This window comes from Paenibacillus sp. TAB_01 (assembly GCF_043945595.1).
Taxonomy (GTDB): domain Bacteria; phylum Bacillota; class Bacilli; order Paenibacillales; family NBRC-103111; genus Paenibacillus_S.
This window is the reverse complement of record NZ_JBIFNP010000001.1, coordinates 2548767-2569275: the sequence shown is the minus strand read 5'-3', so window position 1 is coordinate 2569275 and position 20509 is coordinate 2548767. Positions and strand designations below refer to the sequence as shown.

The 20509-nt window shown below is 52.0% G+C and carries 13 protein-coding genes and 3 pseudogenes; 1 reads left to right on the top strand and 15 read right to left on the bottom strand.

Annotated elements, in window-relative coordinates; genetic code table 11:
• Positions 1–11: 11 nt before the first annotated feature.
• From ACHHV8_RS12515 to ACHHV8_RS12470, 10 genes and pseudogenes are all read right to left on the bottom strand, one after another.
• Entirely contained in the window at positions 12–905 is an 894-nt protein-coding gene (locus ACHHV8_RS12515) for a carbohydrate ABC transporter permease (RefSeq protein ID WP_395158555.1), read from the bottom strand.
• 13 nt (positions 906–918) lie between these two features.
• Positions 919–1875, bottom strand: a complete 957-nt coding sequence (locus ACHHV8_RS12510) for an ABC transporter permease (RefSeq protein ID WP_395158554.1) — start codon at positions 1873–1875, stop codon at positions 919–921.
• Between the two features lie 27 nt (positions 1876–1902).
• Complete coding sequence (locus tag ACHHV8_RS12505; protein WP_395158553.1) at positions 1903–2442, bottom strand: type 2 periplasmic-binding domain-containing protein; 540 nt, start codon at positions 2440–2442, stop codon at positions 1903–1905.
• Complete coding sequence (locus ACHHV8_RS12500) at positions 2399–3487, bottom strand: extracellular solute-binding protein (protein ID WP_395158552.1); 1089 nt, start codon at positions 3485–3487, stop codon at positions 2399–2401. The genes ACHHV8_RS12505 and ACHHV8_RS12500 overlap by 44 nt, the downstream gene beginning before the upstream one ends.
• A 116-nt stretch (positions 3488–3603) precedes the next feature.
• Positions 3604–5208: a response regulator transcription factor gene (locus ACHHV8_RS12495; protein WP_395158551.1), complete on the bottom strand. Its 1605-nt coding sequence runs from the start codon at positions 5206–5208 to the stop codon at positions 3604–3606.
• 3 nt (positions 5209–5211) lie between these two features.
• Positions 5212–6990, bottom strand: coding sequence for a cache domain-containing sensor histidine kinase (locus tag ACHHV8_RS12490; RefSeq protein ID WP_395158550.1), 1779 nt, complete (start codon positions 6988–6990; stop codon positions 5212–5214).
• A 31-nt stretch (positions 6991–7021) separates the two neighbouring features.
• Entirely contained in the window at positions 7022–9589 is a 2568-nt protein-coding gene (locus ACHHV8_RS12485) for a family 43 glycosylhydrolase (protein WP_395158549.1), read from the bottom strand.
• A 98-nt stretch (positions 9590–9687) separates the two neighbouring features.
• Positions 9688–10455, bottom strand: coding sequence for a family 43 glycosylhydrolase (locus ACHHV8_RS12480; RefSeq protein ID WP_395158548.1), 768 nt, complete (start codon positions 10453–10455; stop codon positions 9688–9690).
• Between the two features lie 18 nt (positions 10456–10473).
• Positions 10474–11331: pseudogene (locus ACHHV8_RS12475) on the bottom strand (family 43 glycosylhydrolase); the annotation flags it as partial.
• A 178-nt stretch (positions 11332–11509) separates the two neighbouring features.
• Positions 11510–12943: a LamG-like jellyroll fold domain-containing protein gene (locus ACHHV8_RS12470; RefSeq protein WP_395158547.1), complete on the bottom strand. Its 1434-nt coding sequence runs from the start codon at positions 12941–12943 to the stop codon at positions 11510–11512.
• Between the two features lie 237 nt (positions 12944–13180).
• On the opposite strand from ACHHV8_RS12470, the gene ACHHV8_RS12465 reads away from it, so the two are divergent.
• Positions 13181–14023, top strand: coding sequence for an AraC family transcriptional regulator (locus tag ACHHV8_RS12465; RefSeq protein ID WP_395158546.1), 843 nt, complete (start codon positions 13181–13183; stop codon positions 14021–14023).
• A 127-nt stretch (positions 14024–14150) separates the two neighbouring features.
• Here ACHHV8_RS12465 and ACHHV8_RS12460 read toward each other — a convergent pair whose 3' ends face one another.
• The 5 genes and pseudogenes from ACHHV8_RS12460 to ACHHV8_RS12440 form a co-directional block, all read right to left on the bottom strand.
• Complete coding sequence (locus ACHHV8_RS12460) at positions 14151–14699, bottom strand: hypothetical protein (protein ID WP_395158545.1); 549 nt, start codon at positions 14697–14699, stop codon at positions 14151–14153.
• A gap of 46 nt (positions 14700–14745) precedes the next feature.
• Positions 14746–15321: pseudogene (locus tag ACHHV8_RS12455) on the bottom strand (oligogalacturonate lyase family protein); the annotation flags it as partial.
• Between the two features lie 286 nt (positions 15322–15607).
• Positions 15608–16513 (bottom strand): annotated as a pseudogene (locus ACHHV8_RS12450) (oligogalacturonate lyase family protein); the annotation flags it as partial.
• Between the two features lie 40 nt (positions 16514–16553).
• On the bottom strand, positions 16554–18863 hold the full coding sequence (locus ACHHV8_RS12445) for a helix-turn-helix domain-containing protein (protein ID WP_395158544.1): 2310 nt from the start codon (positions 18861–18863) through the stop codon (positions 16554–16556).
• Positions 18864–18980: 117 nt separating this feature from the next.
• A complete protein-coding gene (locus ACHHV8_RS12440; protein ID WP_395158543.1) occupies positions 18981–20504 on the bottom strand; it encodes an extracellular solute-binding protein in 1524 nt (507 codons plus the stop codon).
• Positions 20505–20509: the final 5 nt, after the last annotated feature.

Genomic DNA, 20509 nt, shown 5'->3' with positions numbered 1-20509 from the left:
TCCTTCCGAATCTAGCCTTTTAAAGAACCGATCATAACGCCCTTCACAAAATGCCGCTGAACAAAAGGATACATCAGCAGCACAGGCAGGCTGGAAATAATGATGACCACATATTTGATGCTCTCGGCCAGCAGCACCTTCGATTCCAGACCTACATTGCTGTCAACGGCATCCGCCTGGCTGACCATCAGCACTTCCCGCAGCACAAGCTGTAATGGATACAAATCCTTGCTGCGAATATATATCAAAGCATTGAAGTAGGAATTCCAGTGGCCGACCGCGTAAAATAGAACCATTACCGCCAAAATCGGCTTGGAAAGCGGCAGAATCACATGGGTCAGCAGCTTCCAGTTGGAGCAGCCGTCGATATGAGCCGCCTCCTGAAGCTCCCAGGGAATGCTGGTTTGAAAATAAGTGCGCATCACAATCAGATTATAGGTCGCAATGGCTCCCGGGATGATGAGCGCCCACATCGTATCGACCATCCCTAAGCTCTTAACGATCAGATAAGACGGAATGAGGCCGCCGCTGAAAAACATCGTCAGCGTCACGAAGAACATAATGCCGCCCCGTCCCGGCAGGTCGGGCCTTGACAGCGGATAAGCCGCCAAGGTGGTCATGATAAGATTCATGGCTGTGCCTACAGCCGTATACACAATCGTATTGACATAGCCATTCCATATTTCCTTGTTCTCAAACACATTCTTGTAGGCCTCGAAAGTAATCTGTTTCGGCAGCAGGTAGACTTCGCCATTCAGCACCAGGGCCGGATCGCTGAACGAGGCGCTAACGATAAATATTAACGGATACAGCACGATGATCAAAATAAGCAGAGCCAGTGCATTTACAACGGCGTCGAACATTTTTTCATCCGACCGGCCTTTCTTCAACTTATGCTCCTTCATCCTATTGCCCTCCTTACCACAAGCTTGTCTCGGCCTTTTTACGGGCGAACCGGTTTACGAGCAGCAGCAGCGCCAAATTGACAATCGAGTTAAACAACCCGATGGCAGCCGTATAGCTGTATTCTCCTTTTAAAATACCAGCCGAGTAAACGAACGTAGATATGACATCGCTTGCTTCCATATTCAAATTGTTCTGCATGAGCAAAATTTTCTCAAAGCCAATATTCATAAAATGTCCTACATCGAGAATAAGCAGAATGACAATAACCGGCAGGATGCCCGGCAGGGATACGTGCCAGATGCGCTGCAGCCGGTTCGCTCCATCCATTTTGGCCGCTTCATACAGCTGCGGATTGACCCCGCTTAAGGCGGCGATGTAGATAATCGACTGCCAGCCCATATTTTGCCATATATTAGATCCGATAAAAATCGGCTTGAACCAGGCCGCTATATCCAGGAATCTCACCGGGGTGCCGCCGAACGCCCGGATCGCTGCGCTAATGGGCCCTCCTTGCGGAGACAAGAACAGCGTCAGCATGCCCACCATAACCACAACGGAAATAAAATGCGGAATATAAGTTACATTTTGCACAATTTTGCTGAATGCTTTGTTACGGATTTCATTGACCAGCAAGGCCAGAAAGATCGGCACCGGGAAAGCAAAGATTAAAGAAAACAAGTTGATGGACAAGGTATTCCATAGCAGTCTCCAGAAATAGTAGGATTCGACAAACCGCTCGAAATGGTCCAGTCCCACCCACTTGCTGCCCAGGATCCCTTTAGCCGGACTAAAATTTTTAAAAGCGATCTGCAAACCGTATAAAGGCCCGTAATGGAATACCAGGTACCATACGATAGGGATAAGCAGCATGAGGTAAAGATCAAATCGGCTGAAAACTGCTTTCGTGAGGCTGGAGCGCCTCGACCTGGATCGAGACGCAGCGCCTGCTGTATTGGCTGTACTCTTCATCTGTAGCCCTCCAACCACCGCGGTGTTCTATTTTTGCTTTTTGAGGTTATCGTAAGCTTCCTGGTACAGCTTCTGCAGCTCGTCCATGTTCATTTTCTTCAGCGTAGCCTGGAACTCTCCCCACTTGTCAAAGCTGAGAGCGCCCGCAATAAACTTCGTGCTCTGCTCTTCGTAATATTTATCGATATCGTTTCTCAGCACATTGATTTTTTGGGACGTTTCTTCATCGAACATCGGTGCCGCATAACGAACCTTCGGCATGTACGGATCCAGTTTCTTTTGAGCCTCCTGGACCTGCGGCGGATTGATATAAGAAGCTACCTTCTCACTGATCAAATGCGGCGCCCCGCCTCCGGCATAAGGCGTAATTTTGGACTGGTTGCCTGTCGCCAAGAACGTATCCGTGTAATAAGGAATGCCATCCCGCAATTCATAGTTCTCGCCCTGACGGCCGAATCGCAGTAAAGTGGAGCCTTCGTCGCTGTAAAAATAATCGATCCAGCGCATCGTCGCTTCCGGATATTTATTCACGGACGTGATAGCAAAGGCGCCGAAATCCCTTGGCACCGGAGCCGCCAGCTGCAGTCTGTCGCCATGCGGTCCGTGCAACCGGAGCGATGCCGATATATTGATCGGCCACCTTCGTATCCAGCATCGGATTGTTCGTCTGGTCAAAGAAGAAGCCGGTATTGCCGGAGCCCTGCTTTGCAAGATACTGCGCTTCCTTCTGCGTGAACAGCTCCTGATCCAGCAGCTTTTCCGAGTACAGCTTGTTCAGATACATGAGTAATTCTTTATTCCGGTCGTTCCCCATCCAAATATTAACCTTGTCATTCTCCAGGTTGATGTTATAGCCCAGCTGAAAATCCAGACCGAACGAGCCGGCCATAATTGGCACGATACTCAAACCGTTACGCGCCGTCATCGGGAGCTCGTCTTGCTTGCCGTTGCCGTTCGGATCTTTATCCCGGAAAGCTTTCAGCACCTCGTACAGCTCATCTGTCGTCTCCGGTTCCTTCAGGTTCAGCTTCTTCAGCCATGCTTGATTCATCCATTTTTTATCGGTTCTGGCAGAATTGACGGTCACAATGCCCGGGATGGCGTAAATATGTCCTTCCGGAGTTGTCATCGAGGACCGTATTTCAGGATATGTGTCCATCAGCTTTTTAAGATTCGGCGCATACGAATCAATCAGCTTCTCCAGCGGGATTAATTGACCGCCCGAGCCATAGCGGATGGCCTCTAACGGAGTCAGGCCGGAACGGTACAGAGCATCCGGAAGCTCGTTCGATGCAAACAGCAGGTTCTTTTTCTCATTAAACCCATCGGTCGGCGCCTCGATAAATTCAACCTGGATGTTGCTCATTTTCTCATACTCCTGAAACACCGGCATATCTTTAAACGGCCCATTGGTAGGCGCAACTCTTGTAAACATCTTCAGCTTAATCGGTTCCTTGGAGATAGGAAATCCCGCTGTGCTTACTCCGTTGGCAGAATCCGCTTGCGATTTGCCGCCGTTCTCTTTATTCGCGGTATCCGAGCTGCACGCTGTCAGCGTCATGCCTGAAACGACTAAGGTGGAAAGCAATACCGTCCCCCAATTTCTTGTCATCCTTTCGTTCCCCCTATTGAATGGTATTCACCCACAGATTTGAAAGCGTTTCCGAAGGTAATTTTATTATAATCAAACCGGCTGCTCCGCCGATTCCAAATATATGACTTTCCATTCTACTTTTTTGACGGCTTCCGGCTGTCGATATACACCTGAGGCGTCATGCCGGTGACGGCCTTAAAGACCTTGAAGAAATAAGTATAGTTCGTAAAACCTACCTGGCTGCTGATTTCTTTCAAGGCATACGGCCCCGATTCCATGAGCAGGCAGCTTGATTTTATCCGGACCCTGTTTAAATATTCGGTAAACGTCATTTGCGTCTCCTCTTTAAACAAGCGGCTCAAGTAGGAGGAATTCAGATTAATCGCGCCGGCTGTGATTTCCAAAGAAATATTGTCGCTGTAATGGTCGGCAATAAATTGGATTGCTTGTGAAATATGGCGCGAATACGCCCCGGCCGCCATCTGCTTCTTCATTTCCGCAACCATACCGGCAAAATACGATAGCAGCCACTGTTCGAGCTCGCCGACACTTCCCAGACGCCCAAGCTCGCTCCGTGAAGGAAGGACGGGACTATTCTCTGCAGAGGCATCAGGCAAATGACGCTTCAACGATTTCTCAGCCATATGAAGCATTTCGCTTGCGATCATCTGAACGGTCATCGAATAGACAGGCTGGCTCCGTACCGTATCCAAAATGGAGGTGATGATTCGGCTGATCCTCTCCCCGTCCAATTGCTCCAGGAACATCAGCAGCTGCTTCTGTTCTTCAATGAACAGTGATTTTCTTTGGATCGAGGCGCCTGAAGCTTGAAAGAACGTTTCATTAAGGATTTGATTCGCTTGGCTGTAACTGACGCTTAGCTGCTTCAGGCTGCCGCACAATCCCCCCGAGGCATAGACGCATTTTAAATTCAGAAATTTCTCAAGCGAATGGGAAACGCTGCTCAAGGCTTGATTGATTTGAGTTGCAGCCGTGTGCTCGCTTCGCTCCGGGGAAGAAAACAATACGATAAAGCGTCCCTCCCCTACATAGGCGGCCGTCCGCATCTGAATGTCTCCTACAGCCATCTGCAGCACCTCGGTGACCCGCTGCATAAACTGGCTCTTCTGAACATCCGTAAGGTGCTCCGTCAGCAGCAGGAAAGGAACAATCTGAACCGCTGCGGCTCCGTAATTTACGGCATTAGCATAGAGCCCGTTGTGCCGGGCATAGGTCAGCAGCTCTGCCCCCGCATCCTGTACACCTCTTGCCAAATTGGCTGCATATTCGCGAAGAATGACCGGACTTAACCGTTCGATCATTTTCGTTTGGGCGCTGCGCGCTTCATCCTCCCGCTGCTCCACCTGCAAATCTTGAACGGCTTTATCCAGAACCGCTAAAAGGGCCGTCGCGTTCAAGCGATGCTTCAGCAAATAATCGACGGCTCCGTTCTTCAAGCAATCCCGGACGTAATCGTAATCGTCAAAGCTGCTCAGCATGATCATTTTTACCTTAGGAAACCGGTCTTTGATGACGCGGCTTAATTCCACCCCGTTCATTAACGGCATGCTGACATCCAAAATAACGATATGCGGCGCATGCCGCTCGATCATGGAGATCGCCATAGCTCCATTCTGCGCTTCACCGCACAAAGTAAACCCGTGCTTCTCCCAATCCACCATACTCTTCACATCATTGCGTGCCAACGCTTCATCATCCACTAACAATAGTTGAAACATGCCTCATTCCCCCTGCTTCATCCGATCCGCTCCCGCCAATAAAGGAAACCGGATCTCCACCTTCGTATACGATTCGGGCTCGCTGTAGAGAAACACACCGTACGGCTCCCCGTACATTCGAACGATCCGCTCATGCACATTGCGAACCCCCATGCCGCTGAAGCGCGTATATGTCTCGCCCTTTTTCACTTCCAACAGGGCGTCAATCTGCTCGCTCGACATGCCTTTGCCGTTATCGGTGACTTCAATTCTCAGCTCTGCGTTCTCTTCATAAATACGGATCAGCACCAAGCCCTCCTGCGCCGCCGAAGCTATCCCATGAATAATGGCGTTTTCTACGATAGGCTGCAGCATTAGCTTCAAGACGTTATATTGCAGCAAATTTTCATCTTCAATTTCGATATCCAGCCGGATCGGTTCGACATATTTATATTTCTCAATGTTGACATAGCTGCGGACATACTGCAGCTCTTCCTGCAGGGTGAGGAATTCATTCGAATTCCCTAGTACGCCCCGCATGAGCTCTATCAAGGATTGGGATACCTCTTCGATATTCGGCACTCCGTTCAGCTTGGCCAAATACTTTACCGTGTTCAACGTGTTATAAAGAAAATGAGGGCGGATTTGAGCCTGCAGGACAGCCAGCTCCGCTTCATGCTTCTCCCTCTCGCTGGCCTTTATTCCTTCAAGCAGACGCTTCAGCTCCTCTACCATGCTTTTGAATACGTGGTACAGCTGGCCGATTTCGTCCTTGGATCGAATTTCTGCGGATTGAAGCGTCATATTCCCCTCCATCACATGCATCATCATCGAGCGGAGCCTGCGAATATTTCTCGTAATGCGCGAGGAGACTTGCAATGAGCCGATAAGGATAATGACGAACACTATGATGGCCGCTTCGGCTATGACATTCCGGATGCGTACCGTTTCGCTGAGCAGCGATTTCATAGGAACAAGCGCCAGCGTGAACCAGCCGGTATAATCCGATTTGCGGCTTACGACCAGATAAGACTTCTGATCGATCACCTTCTCAACCGAAGCATTAGATCCGGCCAGCTCCTGATTTAGACGGATGATCGTATCTTTGCCAAGCGCGCTTGTCTGGGGCTGATAAATGAATTCGTTGTTCTCGTCAACGACAAACAGCATACTGTCCGATGTAGGATTTACATCATAGGTCTTCTTAATGAATTCGTCATTGAGATCAAACATCACGGTACCGATTACTTTCCGGTTATAGCGAATGTCGTGGCCGGTGACAATAGAATCGCTGGAGCCTGTTTGATGAAAGTATGCATGGCCCGAACCGTTCTGACGCAAATATTGCATCATCGGTGTTTTCAATACATTTTTATCCAGCCACGGGGTACCGACGAAAAACACCTTTTCATTGCTTCCGATGACAGCAATCCTTGAAATATAAGGCTTATAGGCTATGACAGCCGTTAAAAATTCCTCGATCCGCTTTTGCTCCTGAAACCATTCGTAGCTGGCTTCCTCCGTAGGACTCATCAGGGTATCGAGCACGGTTTTATTCGTAATTACTACCGTATTTAACCGGTCGATTTCCTCCAGCCGGAGATTGAGGGATTCATCCGCTTTTCGTATGCTGTCCGTCACGGAAGTAAAAGCGTTATTTTTGACGGTTTCTCTCATGTACAAGTAAACAATGCTTGTTACGGCAACAATTCCGAGCAGTGTAACCAGACTAAACGCGACAAAGATTTTCCCCTGAATGCTTACAGTCGGTGAAATCAGCTTTTTGATGGAGAAAAACTTCATCCGCTTGCAACCCCTTTCTATAGAACCGCTTTCATTTGCTGCTTGTAATCTTCATATTATGGAAGATCGCCGCCCCTTTCGTACTGGACCGGACGCCCGCCTTGCCCGTTGTAAACGCATTATAGTCGACGTAGTCTATGACCGGTTTGGAGGCATGATTGAGAAATACCTGGATGCGGCTTCCTTGGACGCGAACCTGGATCGGATACGGTGTATTCGTTTCCAGATGAACCTCTGTCTTCTGGAGCACGGTTGAATCATAATTTAGTTTGTTTAATGCCAGCTGACGGGAAGATAAAGAAATGTAGTAGCCCATTAAGCCGTCAACGACTTGAGCTTTGTGAACCGATTCGTTGCTGACGCGAACCAGCAGCCCGCCGGCGCTGCTAGCTGCGTCCGTCCCCAAAGTGATATCCGCATCCACCGTATAATCCTCCCAGCGGGTCGATCCGGTAAACGCCATATTGGTTTGGTCTAAATCCGATTTCATCCCTTGCGGGCCGACAGACCATCTGTCGTTGTAGGTCCAATCGCTGAACAAGCCATTAGGCAGGTCGCCGCCTTTATCAAGAGGATACACAATATTCAGCGGCTTGTCTTCTACCTGGTACACATCAAATCCCATCAGGCCCGCTTCGCCTTTAATTAATTGAAGCTTGAGCGTATGCAAATCCGCCTGGAGAGTGAGCTGACCTTCCCCTTTAACCTTCGTCCAACCCGGCGCAGCAGGCTCAGTAGGAACGGCCGCAGGAAATTGTATATTTCCCAAAAACTGATCGTCTGAATAGACGGCGAATACCAGCTCGCCCTTAGGTTCCTTCAATCTCATATCTATCCCGTAGACAGCGCTTTCCTTAACATTGACATTGTATTGAAGCCAATCGCCTGTATGGCTGAGCCTGACCAAATAAGAGCGATCCTCTGCCGTTTCAATTACGGTATGGTCATCGGTGCGAATCGGGTTAGCAGACAAAGTATCCTTTGTCATCTTATACCCTCTGCCCTCTCCCTTCAAGTAATGCACGGCTTCGATACGCCCCGGCAGCGGCTTGTAGGCATCGTAATCGCTTGTGCCGTTGACTTCGCCGCTGAAAGCAGTGTAATCCGGCTCCAATGCCATCCCCTCATTGATGTAACCGATCTGGCCTTCGCCTAAGTCTGGGTTGTTCACATCCAGCTTCTGCATGCCGTCGAAATAAACCGCCGTCCGGCCATGATCCTGCTCGATCCGCAGCATATGCAGAGAAGACAGATCCGTTGCGGCAGGCAGAGCAGCGGAGCCTAACGAGCGCCGTTCGCCGTCGTTTACCTGAATAAGCTCGAGCTGCAGACTGGAAGCATGGACGATGGCCATAGCATAATGCTTATCGTCCCGGTAGCTGAACACCGCTCCGGCATAGGCCTCTTTATTCTGCTTATCAGCAGAAGTTGTCTTGAAATTAAATTCCGCCGTAAAGCTGGCGGCCGTTTTCTTCTTGCTCGTTATGATCTGTGCATCCCCGATGATAGCCTGGTTCCAGTTGGTTTCCAACCCTTCTTTCTGAATCCATGTATAAAAGTCCGCCCGCCTGGGCTCCTGCTGGGCAAAATGTGTCGGCCCCAGCACATCCATTTTGTCCCCGTTAAACACCAGCTTGTCCACATTCAGATGCCGGTCATGCCCAATGCCGGGAGCGATAGGATTTTTGTTGTTATGATAAGCGATGTAATACGAGTCGAGATCCGGACCTATGACCGTTGTACTATGACCCAGCCCGTGAAAATCGCTTGTCGTGCTAATGATTAACGGGTTGTTATAGGGCGTCGTGAAATCGCCAAGCGGACCTTCGCGGGAGATCGCATAGTTCACCCGGTAACCTGCACTCATCAAGTGATTGCCCGATTCCGTCATAAAATAGGTCCCGTTTCTTTTGATCAGCGCCGGCGCTTCCGTCCAGTGGTTCATGCTCGTTCCCTTCAGCACCGTTTCAGGCCCAAACGTATACGGGTCTTTCATTTCCCGCCCCCGGATGCCATTGGAGCCGGCGTGATAGAAGTACCATCTGCCATCATCGTCTATAAAGATCGAACCGTCAATGCTCATGCCAAGATTATCCGTTTGTATGGTAAACGGGCCTGTCGGACTGCCGCTCTTAAGGACATAGTGCCCTTTACCATCCGGAGATGTCACCATGTAGAAAGCGCCGTTCCAGTAAATCACCTCGGGAGCATAAGCCATTTTTAAGCGTGCGTCTTTAGCTGCAATACCTTCATAATGCCAGTTTACCAGATCGGTCGAACTCCACACCCGAACATCGTCCAGGCCAAAGTGTGTGCTGGGATACAGGTAATACACCCCGTTATATTTCAAAATATAAGGATCGCCCGCCGGATAAGACTGTCCGTTGCGGGGATCGTCCGCATACTGTTCCTTCGCGTCTGCCATTAATGTCATACCATTCGTATAGGTATGGATGTCTTTAAGCTTCTCAGTCATTCCCGTACCCTCCTTCTTCTCGGTCGCTGCAGGTGCCGTTCTTAACGGCTTGGACAGCAGAATGGCTGCCGACATCGCTCCCGCAACCAGTAGAAGCAGCACAGCAAGCTTTTTTGATTTCATCCCGTCACTCTCCTCTTGTCCATAACGTAGTTAGGCTCGAATATGAAAAAACATGAATCCCGCCCGGTCAAGAGCTGGATTCATGTATCTTTGATCCATTAGTCCAAGGACGGCTCAATGCGCATGCCTTGATCATCCGCTTCGGCTTGAAGCAGCACAATACCGGTACGGGTACGAAAAGGAGCCGTGCGGTCGTTACCGAACAGCGTGCACAAGAGCCTGCCGCGATGATCGATAAACATCGTTCCATGCCCGCCGTGAGGCACCGCCAGCCGCCTTGGCGTATAAGGTCCATACAGCTCATCGGCCGTCGCGTACATCAAATCATACGTGCCGTCCACACGTTTATCCCCGTTCCACTCTGCCGCGCCAAGGATATACTTCCCTTTATACTTGATAATAAAGGCGCCTTCATATCCAACGCGCTGCCCGTCTGAGCATAGCAGCTTGCGGGGATCTTCGGCAAAGCCCGTCATGTCGGGCTTCATTCTGGCGATCTTGCCGTCCTGCCATACGAAATATACTTGACCGTCGTCATCCTGGAACAGGCTGGAGTCAATATCCGTATTCGTCATGCGCCCCATATCGATGTACGGCCCTTCCGCTTGGCCGGAAACGCTTTTGATCAAGCCGGTGCCTCCGCCTTTGAGCGAATAAGTGATCCAGAACGCGCCGTACAAATAGATCATCTCCGGAGCCCAGAGACAAGGGTTCTCGTAGATGTTATTTTCCCATGTCCCGTCTTCGGCAAGATCCCATACCTTGGCCACATGGTTCCATTCCTTTAAATCCTTGGAGCTCCACACGTGAAGCTGGTTGTTCCGGTCCCAAAAATTGCCGTACGGCTTATCTGACGTTCCGGTCAAATAATACATCCCGTCCGGTCATCTACTAACATGCGGGTCGCGAATCACAAAATCGCCTGTAGGCTTTAACAAGGCTACGGCTCCCTTCTCCAGCACGGCTTCTTCAACCGGCCGGATGAAGCCCTGTCCCGCAATGGACAGCTGGACGATGGATGGATACCCTTGAACCGGCGAATAGCTGCCGCTGCCCGTGAAGGCGGCATACAGACGGTCGTCCTGCTGCGCAAATAAGGTGATTTGTCCTCCATGGGGAAAAGCCAAATACCGCCGGCTGTACGGACCGTAAATCGATTGGCTCACCGCGACAAAGGTATCGACGGCATCGCTGCCCATCCGTTCAAACGGATCCGCGCAAAACATATAATAGTAGCCGTCCCGCTTGTACAAGAAGGCTCCATGCGCTCCCACTTGGGCATTTCCGGTATAAGACGGATGATCTTCCCGTCCCGCAATCTTCCACGGCTGTACCTCCACCATAACGGGGGTCTCGGCAAGCCCTGTCATCTCTTCCTTCATCCGGGCCAGTCGCCCATTGCCGTAAACCCAGTACATCGTCCCGTCTTCGTCCTCGAATAAGGAGGCATCCTGCCCGTCAGCAGTCATTTGCCCCCTATCCTCATACGGCCCTTCGATAGAAGCTGACCTGCTTTTAAGCAGGCCGGTGCCGCCTTGCCGCAAGCCATAGGAAATCCAGAACGTTCCCTTCGCATAATGAATTTCGGGAGCGCAAATGCCGCAGGCGCCTTCGGCTTCACTTACCTTTTGCCAGGTGCCCTCCCGCTCCAGGCTCCATACTTCCTTGGGCCCCGCCCAGCTTTTCAGATCGCGGGATGTCCAGATTTGCAGGCTCGCATCGTCCGTTGTTCCGGTCAAGTAGTACGTCTTGTCCGGTCAGTGCGCAAATACTGGTGTCGCTTAAGGGCACGTCCAGGATAGGCTCGATAAGGGCTGCCTCTTCGGAATAGCCTGTACATGCGGACCATTCCGTCTCGGGATGAGGCGGTTGAACGATAAAATCACGATTCATTGTGTTCTCCCTTTCACATTCGAATTTTCAGGCTTGCGCTGCTAGCGATACATCCTCTTGCTGCAGCGGGACCGAGTAGATACGTACATTTTTGATGGCTCCGTCAAAAGCGGCTTTGCCTCCGTGATCGCCAAAAGCGTCCGTTCCGAAGCGCCCTCCGTAACCGCCGGCGCTGTCATGCGCTCTTACCAATGCAAACGAAGCGCTGCCTTCGCCTGAAAGACGGCCGTCCACATAGAGGCACAGCTTCCCTTCTTCATAGGCCGCCGCAATCTGAATCCACTCCGCCGGGTCCGTCTGCTGCACAAGCTCCCCGGTAACGATGCAGCGGTGACCGTTCGAGCATACCGCGCCTTCCAGGTACCCGTCCCGCAGCCGAAGGGCGAGCCCGTTGACCGAATCTCCCTCATCGAACAGAACTTGAATGCCGGCTGCAGACTGCATTTTAATATCCATGATGACCGAACGCATGGAGAAGGCTTCATGGAAAAAGCCGTCTGCCTCCTCCGCAGCTACTCTGACAGGCGCATACGTCGGCGTTCTGTACTGCGCCAGCAATGCATATTGCTCCAGAAGACGCTGAAGCTCCTGATGGCTGACCGGAAACATCGTGGCATGCCGGGCCCGGTAAGGGAAGCGAATCCGTTTCTCGTCCAGTTCACCGGACCAATGAATCATATCTGCGGATTCCATCACGCCGAACTTGCCGTAAGCCCAATAATCATAGTACAGCAGCCATTTCCGCTTACTGTCGACCCATAGAAATTCAGGCCCTTCCGTATAGTCCGGTGTTTGAACGCCGGGCAGGATTTCATAAGGCCCCGCCAGTTCATCCGATACGGCCAGGAAATTCATCGGCGGATGCGGATATTTCAAGGGCTCATAGACATGACTTTCGTCTTTAATAGCCATATAATATTTTCCGTCATGCTCGGCAAGACTGGCATCAATCGTCTGAAAGCCAGGATCGTAGAACAAATCGGTTTGGGAAAAGGTTGTCCAGTCCTTGGTGCGGGCGCAATAATGCTTACTGTTACTTAGATCCTTGCCTGTACTGGAAGCCCAGTAAACAAGAAAATCGTTCCGGACCGGGTCATAGGCAAACTCGGGAGCCCAGCTGTTGACCGTATCGGGAATTTCTTTCATGACTGGAAGCGCTTTTTCTTCAGTCCAATGAATCAAATCATCCGAGGCCGCATAGCCGATAGCTGGACCGCGGGGACGAATTGTAAACACCAGATGCCATTTGCCATCCGGTCCTTTGCTTATAAACGGGTCTCTTAAAATTCCCTGCCCTAGGCTCGATGTCCATACCGGGCGGTTGCCGTTCAATTCATACCAATGCAGACCGTCCCGGCTGTAGGCATAATGCAGCTGTTCAGCCTTGTGGCTCTGTCCGGGACCTGAGCGAAAATAACCCATGAGAAATGCATTTTGATGATTACTGCTTGATGTAAGCATTTGAAATATGCTCCTTTTGTCCTTGGTTTAGTTCAGTATATCGCGGTTTGCACAACAGCTTAATAGAGAATCCGGTGCTTCCAGGTGAGGAAAATGGACATGGCAAATCCCCCTGCCTTTCGCGAGGGGGATCGAGCTTGTTGCAGACGATGAATTTGTGCGGGCATGTCCCAATACGATAAATCATGCTAAAATATAATAATTATTCTAGAAATGAGTTGTCATGGGAGGCTCCCGATGATGTTAGACAAACCAAGCAAGCACGGCCCCATCTATCACCTGCCTCCGCTGGGAGCTCCGCCTCCTCTGAGCGTGCAATTTTTAGGGATCAACTACTGCGATAAGGACTACCGTAACGTTCGAAAGCTCGCCAAAATTACGGTGTTCGGTTATGTGCTGTCCGGGCAGGGCCATGTTCAGGTAGGGTCCCACAGCTCTGCCGCACGTCAAGGTGACCTCTTCATCCTGCCTGCCGGGTTTTACCATGAAGTTACCGCCGATCCGAATCCCAGCGAGCCGTGGAGCTATATTTGGCTGAACATCAGCGGCAATTGGATTCTGAAGCTGCTGGAAGCCTATCAGCTGCTCTCCCATATCGTGATTCCTGACAGCGGACTCCAAGCTCTTTTTGCTGAAGCGGTTGAAAGCGCTGTACACAAATCGTTGGAGGAGCTGCAGAGCGAGCTGCAAATGGTTGTCATGCGAATCATTATAAGCCTATCCGAAGCTTTGCGTAAAAAGGGAGAAGCCCTATCTCCAACGGTGCAGGCGATCAAGCGGCAATTGGATAACCGTATCCTTCAGCCTTACGATTCCATTCAGCTGTCTGCGCAGATCGGCATGTCCAATAAGCAGATGAATCGTTTGTTTAAGAAAGAGGTCGGGACGACCCTCTATAATTATGTCATTTCCAAAAAGATTGAATCGGCGAAAATGATGCTGTTAGACACGCAGCTGAGCATAAGCGAAATTGGCTTTAAGCTCGGTTATGTCGACCCGCATTATTTCTCGAACCTGTTTTACAGCAAAACAGGCATGAGGCCGAGCACCTTCCGCAGCCAGTTTACAAAAATGCTTTAGGCCGGACCCCGCCGAAGTGCTTCACTGAATGAAACAATAGAGACGCGGGAGCTTCCCATGCAAAAAAAACGGCGGCCTCTGCTGGCCGCCGGTCCGGTAAGCAAGGGGCGTCACCTATACGCCGCCCTTAGGTTCGTTTGCTTGCCTGCACATCGGCAAGCAGCGGAAGCTCCTCCACGTCTCCAACCTCAACGAGGTACAGATTCGAGTACCCGCCCCGGTCGGACGTGTACAGCACTTGCGACGTATCCGCGGTGAAACGCGGATGCACGTGGGTGGCGGCGTTGATCGCCATGCCGCCATGGTACGCCAGGACGCGAGGCTGATCGAAGCCCGCGTCCGTTCTTTTCCACAGCAGCACATGCGGATTCGTGATCCGCTGGCCGTCGCCGACGATCAGCTCGAGATCGTTGCTGTGGAAATGATGGCTTTGGAACGGAAAGTCGATCTCGGTCTGCTCCGTATTGTCGTAACGGATCGAGCCGAAATAGCCGTGAATCTGTCCGTCCGGCTGCACCTTGCGGCCGTGATAGCCGAGCCGTACGCCGTCGGTGAACCAATACTCGTGCCCGACCGACTTCTGCGGCCCCTGATCCAACACCACCTTGGAAGCTTCGCCGGTGTTCAGATCGAGCAGCCAAACCCGGTGGTCGATGCGGTGCCCACGGCCCCTCATGGCAGAAGGTCAGCAGGTTCGGCACCGTCGGTGACAGATTGACGTGCTTGATCCAGTAGGGCTCCGCATAAACCGTATCCGTCGCGCCGGTCTCAATGTCGATACGGATCAGCCGCGTTTCGGGGAAGGCGGCCCACGTCTCGTAGAAGCCTCCCTCGAATTCGCGGTGCACCTTGTTCTCGTTAATGGAGACGACGATATACTTGCCGTCGGCGCTCGGCGAGCCTGAGCTTAAATAATACCCATCGGGGGTATTATACAGCACACGCTGCCGCAGGGTCTTAAGGTTCAAGGCCAGCACCTGGCCGAGGTAAAACATATACACCTCTTCATTGCCTTCATGCACATACGATAACAGCAGACGGTCGAAATAGCGGTCGTCGTATCCAGGCTGGGGCAAATCGGTCAGCTGTACAATCTGCATCGAATTCATGTCCAGCCGGAACAGATTGCTCGCATTCCCGCGCTGCGATTTGAATATAATATCGCCTTGGAAGAACGTTTCGTTCGTGAAGTACAAATGATTGCTGTGGGCAAAATAATCGGTCAGCTGCACGATGCGGCGGCCGGAAATTTGATCCCGGTACTCGCGGAATTCCGGTTTGAATACGGTCCCCTGCATGCTCATCCTCCTCGCTTGATTCTACTCTTTCCCTCTCGCCTGCACCTCGGCCAGTGTCGGCAGGTCGCTTCGTGCTGCCTACCTCGGCGAGGTAAATGTTAGCGTATCCGCCGCGGTCCGAGGTGTACAGCACCTGCTGGCCGTCCTCGGTAAAGCGCGGATGCACGTGCGACGCCTGCAGGATCGACATGCCGCCGTGATAAGCAAGCACCCGCGGCTCGCTGAAGCCGCCGCCCTCGCGCTGCCACAGCAAAATATGCGGATTGACGATCCGCTGGCCGTCGCCGACAATCAGATCCATGTCGTTGCTGTGAAAGTGCTGGCTGTGGAACGGAAAGTCCAGCTCGATTTTCTCCGTATTGTCATGGCGGATAAATCCGAAATAGCCGTGCACCGAGCCGTCGGCCTCTGTCTTCTTCCCGTGATAACCAAGCCGTTCCCCGTCGGCGAGCCAATACTCGTGGCCGACCGTCTTCTGCGGGCTTTGGTCCGTAACGATTTTGGACGTTTCACCCGTGTCGGTGTTCAACAGCCAGACCCGGTGATCGACCTTGTGCCAAGGGCCTTCATGGCAGAAGGTCATCAGGTTCGGCACGGTCGGCGACATGTTCACGTGCTTGATCCAATACTTCTCCGCATAGGCGACCTCCGATTTGCCCGTCTCGACGTCAATCCGGACGATCCGCGTTTCCGGAAACGCCGCCCAGGTTTCGAAGAAACCGTCTTCAAATTCGCGGTGCACCTTATTTTCGTTAATCGAAGCAAATACATACTTGCCGTCCGCGCTCGGCGAGCCCGAGCTCAGCTTGAAGCCGTCCGGCGCTTCGTACAGCACGCGCAGCTTCAAGGTGCGCAAATGCAGGGCAAACACTTTGCCCAAATAAAACATATACACCTCTTCGTTGCCTTCGTGAACGTAGGAGTGCTGCATCCGGTCGTAAAACCGGTCATCCAGCAGCGTCTGCGGCAAATCCGTCAGCTGTTCGATTTCCATCGTGTCCATATACAGACGGAACACATTGCTCGAGTTGCCCCGCTGGGATTTGAAGATCAGATCTCCTTGAAAAAACGTATGGTTCGTAAAATAAAAATGATTGCTGTGCGTGAAATAGTCAGTCAGCTGAAGGATGCGGCGGCCTGATACCTTATCTTGATATTCCCGGTATTCCGGACGAAATTTGGTTCCCTGCATGGCACACTCTCTCCTTTGGATTGATGAAATGACCTTTCGGTTATTGCAGAGGAGCCTGCGATTGCGCGAGCTCCCGGTAATGCCCGGGGGTAACCCCCTCCACCTTCTTGAAATGACGCGAAAAGTTCGGACCGTTATTGTAGCCGACTTTGCCTGCGATTTCCGCGACCGACAGCTGGGTCTGCGCCAGCAGCTTTTTGGCCGCTTCATGCCGGTAGCCGGATAAATATTCGGAGAAGCTCATGCCGGTTTCCTTGCGGAAGATGCGGCTCACATAGACCGGATGATAATTTAGCCGGTCCGCGCACATTTCGAGCGTAAGCTCGGAATCGTAATGGTGCTCGATGAGCAGCTTGACTTCATCCGATATTTTCTGAAAGCGGACCTTCCGCTTGTCTTCCAGCATTTGAATTAACGGCTCCAACAGACGCCCTTGGAACCATTCTTCGATTTCCTGCACGGATTGCAGCTGAAACAATTGCTCGAACAGCAGCAGCCGGTCGCCGGCCAGCTCCTGTACACTGGTGCCGGATTCCTGCGCCACGTTGAGCAGCTCCGCCAGCAGCCGCACAAAGGAAATGCGGTAAACCTGGTGATTGGCCTCACCGCTGACAATCTGAGCGATAAACTCATGCAGCTTGTCGTTTGCCGTCTGCCGGTCCGTCAGCTTGATCGCGTCAACCAGACCTTCCAGCAGCTCCCGCGGGAAGTAAGCCGCAGGCGATTTGGCAGGGACGACATCGGCATAAAACAGAATCGCCTCATTGCCAAGCTTCAGCCTGTATTTCAATGCTTCCAGCGCTTCATTATAGGCTTGGCCGGCGTCCTTCAGATGAACGAACGGCGAGCTGATGCCCAGGCTGACGGACAGCCCCCAAAATTCGCGCACCTTATTCTGCACAAGCTTCACCCAATGGGAAGCTTCCTGCTTCCATTGCGCAGGAAGCTCCTCGTGGCTGCCGATGATCGTCACCTGAGACTGGTTAATCACGATCGGATCGAGGCGGTGCGGAGCGTCAATTAATTCCCCGACCATATTGTTAATGGCGAACAGCAGCAAATCCCGGTCGCGCTCCTCAAAGCGCGTATCGGTCAGCTGGTCGATCTGCAGCACCAGTGCGTGATAGCCCGACGCCTGGAGATCGAAGCCGAGCTCCGACAGCTTCTCCGCCGCTTCCGCCGCCTCACCGGCTCCGCCGGAAAACAGCTTGAACAAATAAAATTCCTTTAGCTGCGGACGCTGCCGCTCCAGTTTGGCGGACAGCTCGTTGCGCAGCCGCCAAATCGAGCGAAAGCGCTGTCCGATGACCTCCAGCTCATCGCCGCGCGGGCCGCTTTCCGGCTGATCCACTTCATCCTGGACCGAATCGTACAGCTTGCGGACAGGCCGGTAAATCCGGTTCGAGCCAAGCAGCGACAGCCCGACAGTCAGCAGCACCAAGGCGGCGCAGGCAAAGAACGTATACCAGCCGATATCCTTCGATTTCTTGTATATCTCGTCAGTGGGCACAAGCGACACGTACGTCCAGCCATTATAAGCCGCCTTGCGGTAAATGACCGCAAAGCTGCCTTCGGCCGTGGACAGCATGAACGTGCCGTCCGTCTCTTTATGGCCGCTCAGTTCCGGCACAAGCTGCTGCTTGAGCGTATCGGTTTGAGCGGAAACGGCGCCGTTGGAAGCGACCCAATCGTACTTGCCGTCCAGAATAAACGTGGACCCGGCAAGCCGGTTATCCGCAAGCAGGCTTTGCAGGTCGGGAACCGATACGGATACGACCATCAGGCCGAGCGGCTTGGCCGCATAGATCGGCAGCTTCTGCACGAACTTGATGACATTGCCTGCAGGCACGCCCTTACCGCCGCCCGTTTCCGATTTGTCCACAACCCAGAAGGAGTTGAGCGGCGAGCTGTTATAGACAGCCAGCTCCCTGCTGTCGAACCGCGAGCCTCCTTCCGTATAAAAGGTGCCCGCCCCGATAAGCCAACCGGTCTCCAGACTGTATAATACGGCATCGCGTATCCCGAGCTCGTACGAGTTAAACAGATTAAGGCTCTGTTGAATTTGATTCACTACGATGAAATCCTGCTCATCCAGCTGTTGTCTCAGCATCCGGTTAACGAGGTTGGAAACAACCAGGTTCGTGGACATCTGATCGATCAGCTTCAGCTCTTTCTCTACCCTCATATGGGTTTGCAGCAGTACCTGCATATTGCTTTGAACGACCTGCTCCTGCACCATATTGGAAGATTTCCAGTAAGCCGCCACCCCTAACAGCAGGACGGGGATCGTGCTGAGCAGAAGAACAAAGCTGACAACCTTTACAAAATATCCGGAAAAAGAAATTCTCATGAATGATCCTTTCTCAAAAAGTAATGTCAACCTCAGTCTACCACTACTCCCGGAAAAGAAGAACAACGATACCCCCTTCCCTTACGAAATCTATTGGCGGAAGGGGGCATGCCGTCATTATTTCTTGGCTGCGCTGTATTGGGCGTTGTATTCTTCGGTAATTTTGTCGCCGCCGCCTTTAATCCAGCTGTCGACCGCAGCCTTCCATGCAGCTTCGTCCACCGCGCCGAGAATGAACTGGTTGCGGACATCCTCAATTTTTTGCTTCAGCGATCCGCCGAGCTCCGCATTCGTTTTGGAATCAAACGCCTGCGACGGGTTACTGACCGCAATCGACGAGCTGTCTTTGCGGATATCCTCTACCCGCTGCGTAATCGGATCGGTCGTCATCATTGGCAGCACATTGGTGCGCAGCGTCATTAAGGAAGCGCCGTACGATTCCCATTCGTCCAGATACTTTTTGGAATCAATGACCTCGGCTTTTCCGTTATCCAGCTTGTAAGTGGTTCCTTCTATTCCCCATTTGAGCAGGTTCACGCCGTCCTTGCTGGCTGTCCAGTCGAGGAACTTCAGCATATTTTTCAGATCCGCCTCCGTTTTCACGCTCGTTTTGGGAACCATGACGATCCCTTCATGTCCGGAGCCCCCAACCGCACGCTCCCCTTTCGGTCCGTTGATCCGGTTGACGAACGCTACCTTGGCGTTGGCATTAAGCTGCGTCAAGTTATCCTGCATTTTCTCGATATCGTCGGCGGCGCCGATGTACATACCTGCCTTGCCTTTGGCGAAATTGTCCTGCTGCTGAACCTTGTCGACAAGCAGGAAATCTTTATTGATCAGCTGCTCCTGATACAGCTTTTTCATAAATTTCATCGCGTCCAAATATTCAGGCGCCACATAGTCGGAGGACAGCTTGCCGTTATTATCGGCCCAGCCGTTCGGCCCGCCCATCCAAACGAGGATATTGCCGAAGGTGGTCAGCTGCTTCCAATCGGTGAAGCCGTACGTGTCTTTTTTGCCGTTTTTATCGGGGTCGTTCTCTGTAAACGCTTTAGCAACATTGTACAGATCATCGATCGTTTTCGGCTCTTGCAAGCCCAGATTGTCCAGCCAGTCCTTACGGATAATGATAGCGTTGCGGGACAAATCGCGGTCGCGGGATATACCGTAAATTTTACCGTTAAATTTGATGTTGTCGGCGACGACCGGATTCATTGTTTTCAGATTGGGATAGTCGTTCAAGTAAGGCGTCAAATCCCAGAATACGCCGGAATTGACCGCATTCGAGATCACCGGGTTGCGAAGGTTCGCAGATAATACGACCAGCAGGTTCGGCAAATCCGAGGACGCGATCGATGCCGTCAATTTATCGGCATAGCTGCTGGCAGGCACCCAGTTGATGGACAGCTTCGTGTTCGTCACTTCTTCGACCTTTTTGATCAGCGGGTTATCCGCCTTCGGCGGCTCCGGCTTGTTCAATGCCGTCATCATTGAAATTTTCAGCGGCCCGGCCGCTGTACCTCCATCGGCACCCTTCGCCGGCCGCGCCTCCGGCTCGCTGCTGGAACAAGCGGTAAGCAGTGATCCGGTCAGCAGGATACTGCAGGTAAGAACCCCCACATAACGTTGCTTCGCATTCATTTTCA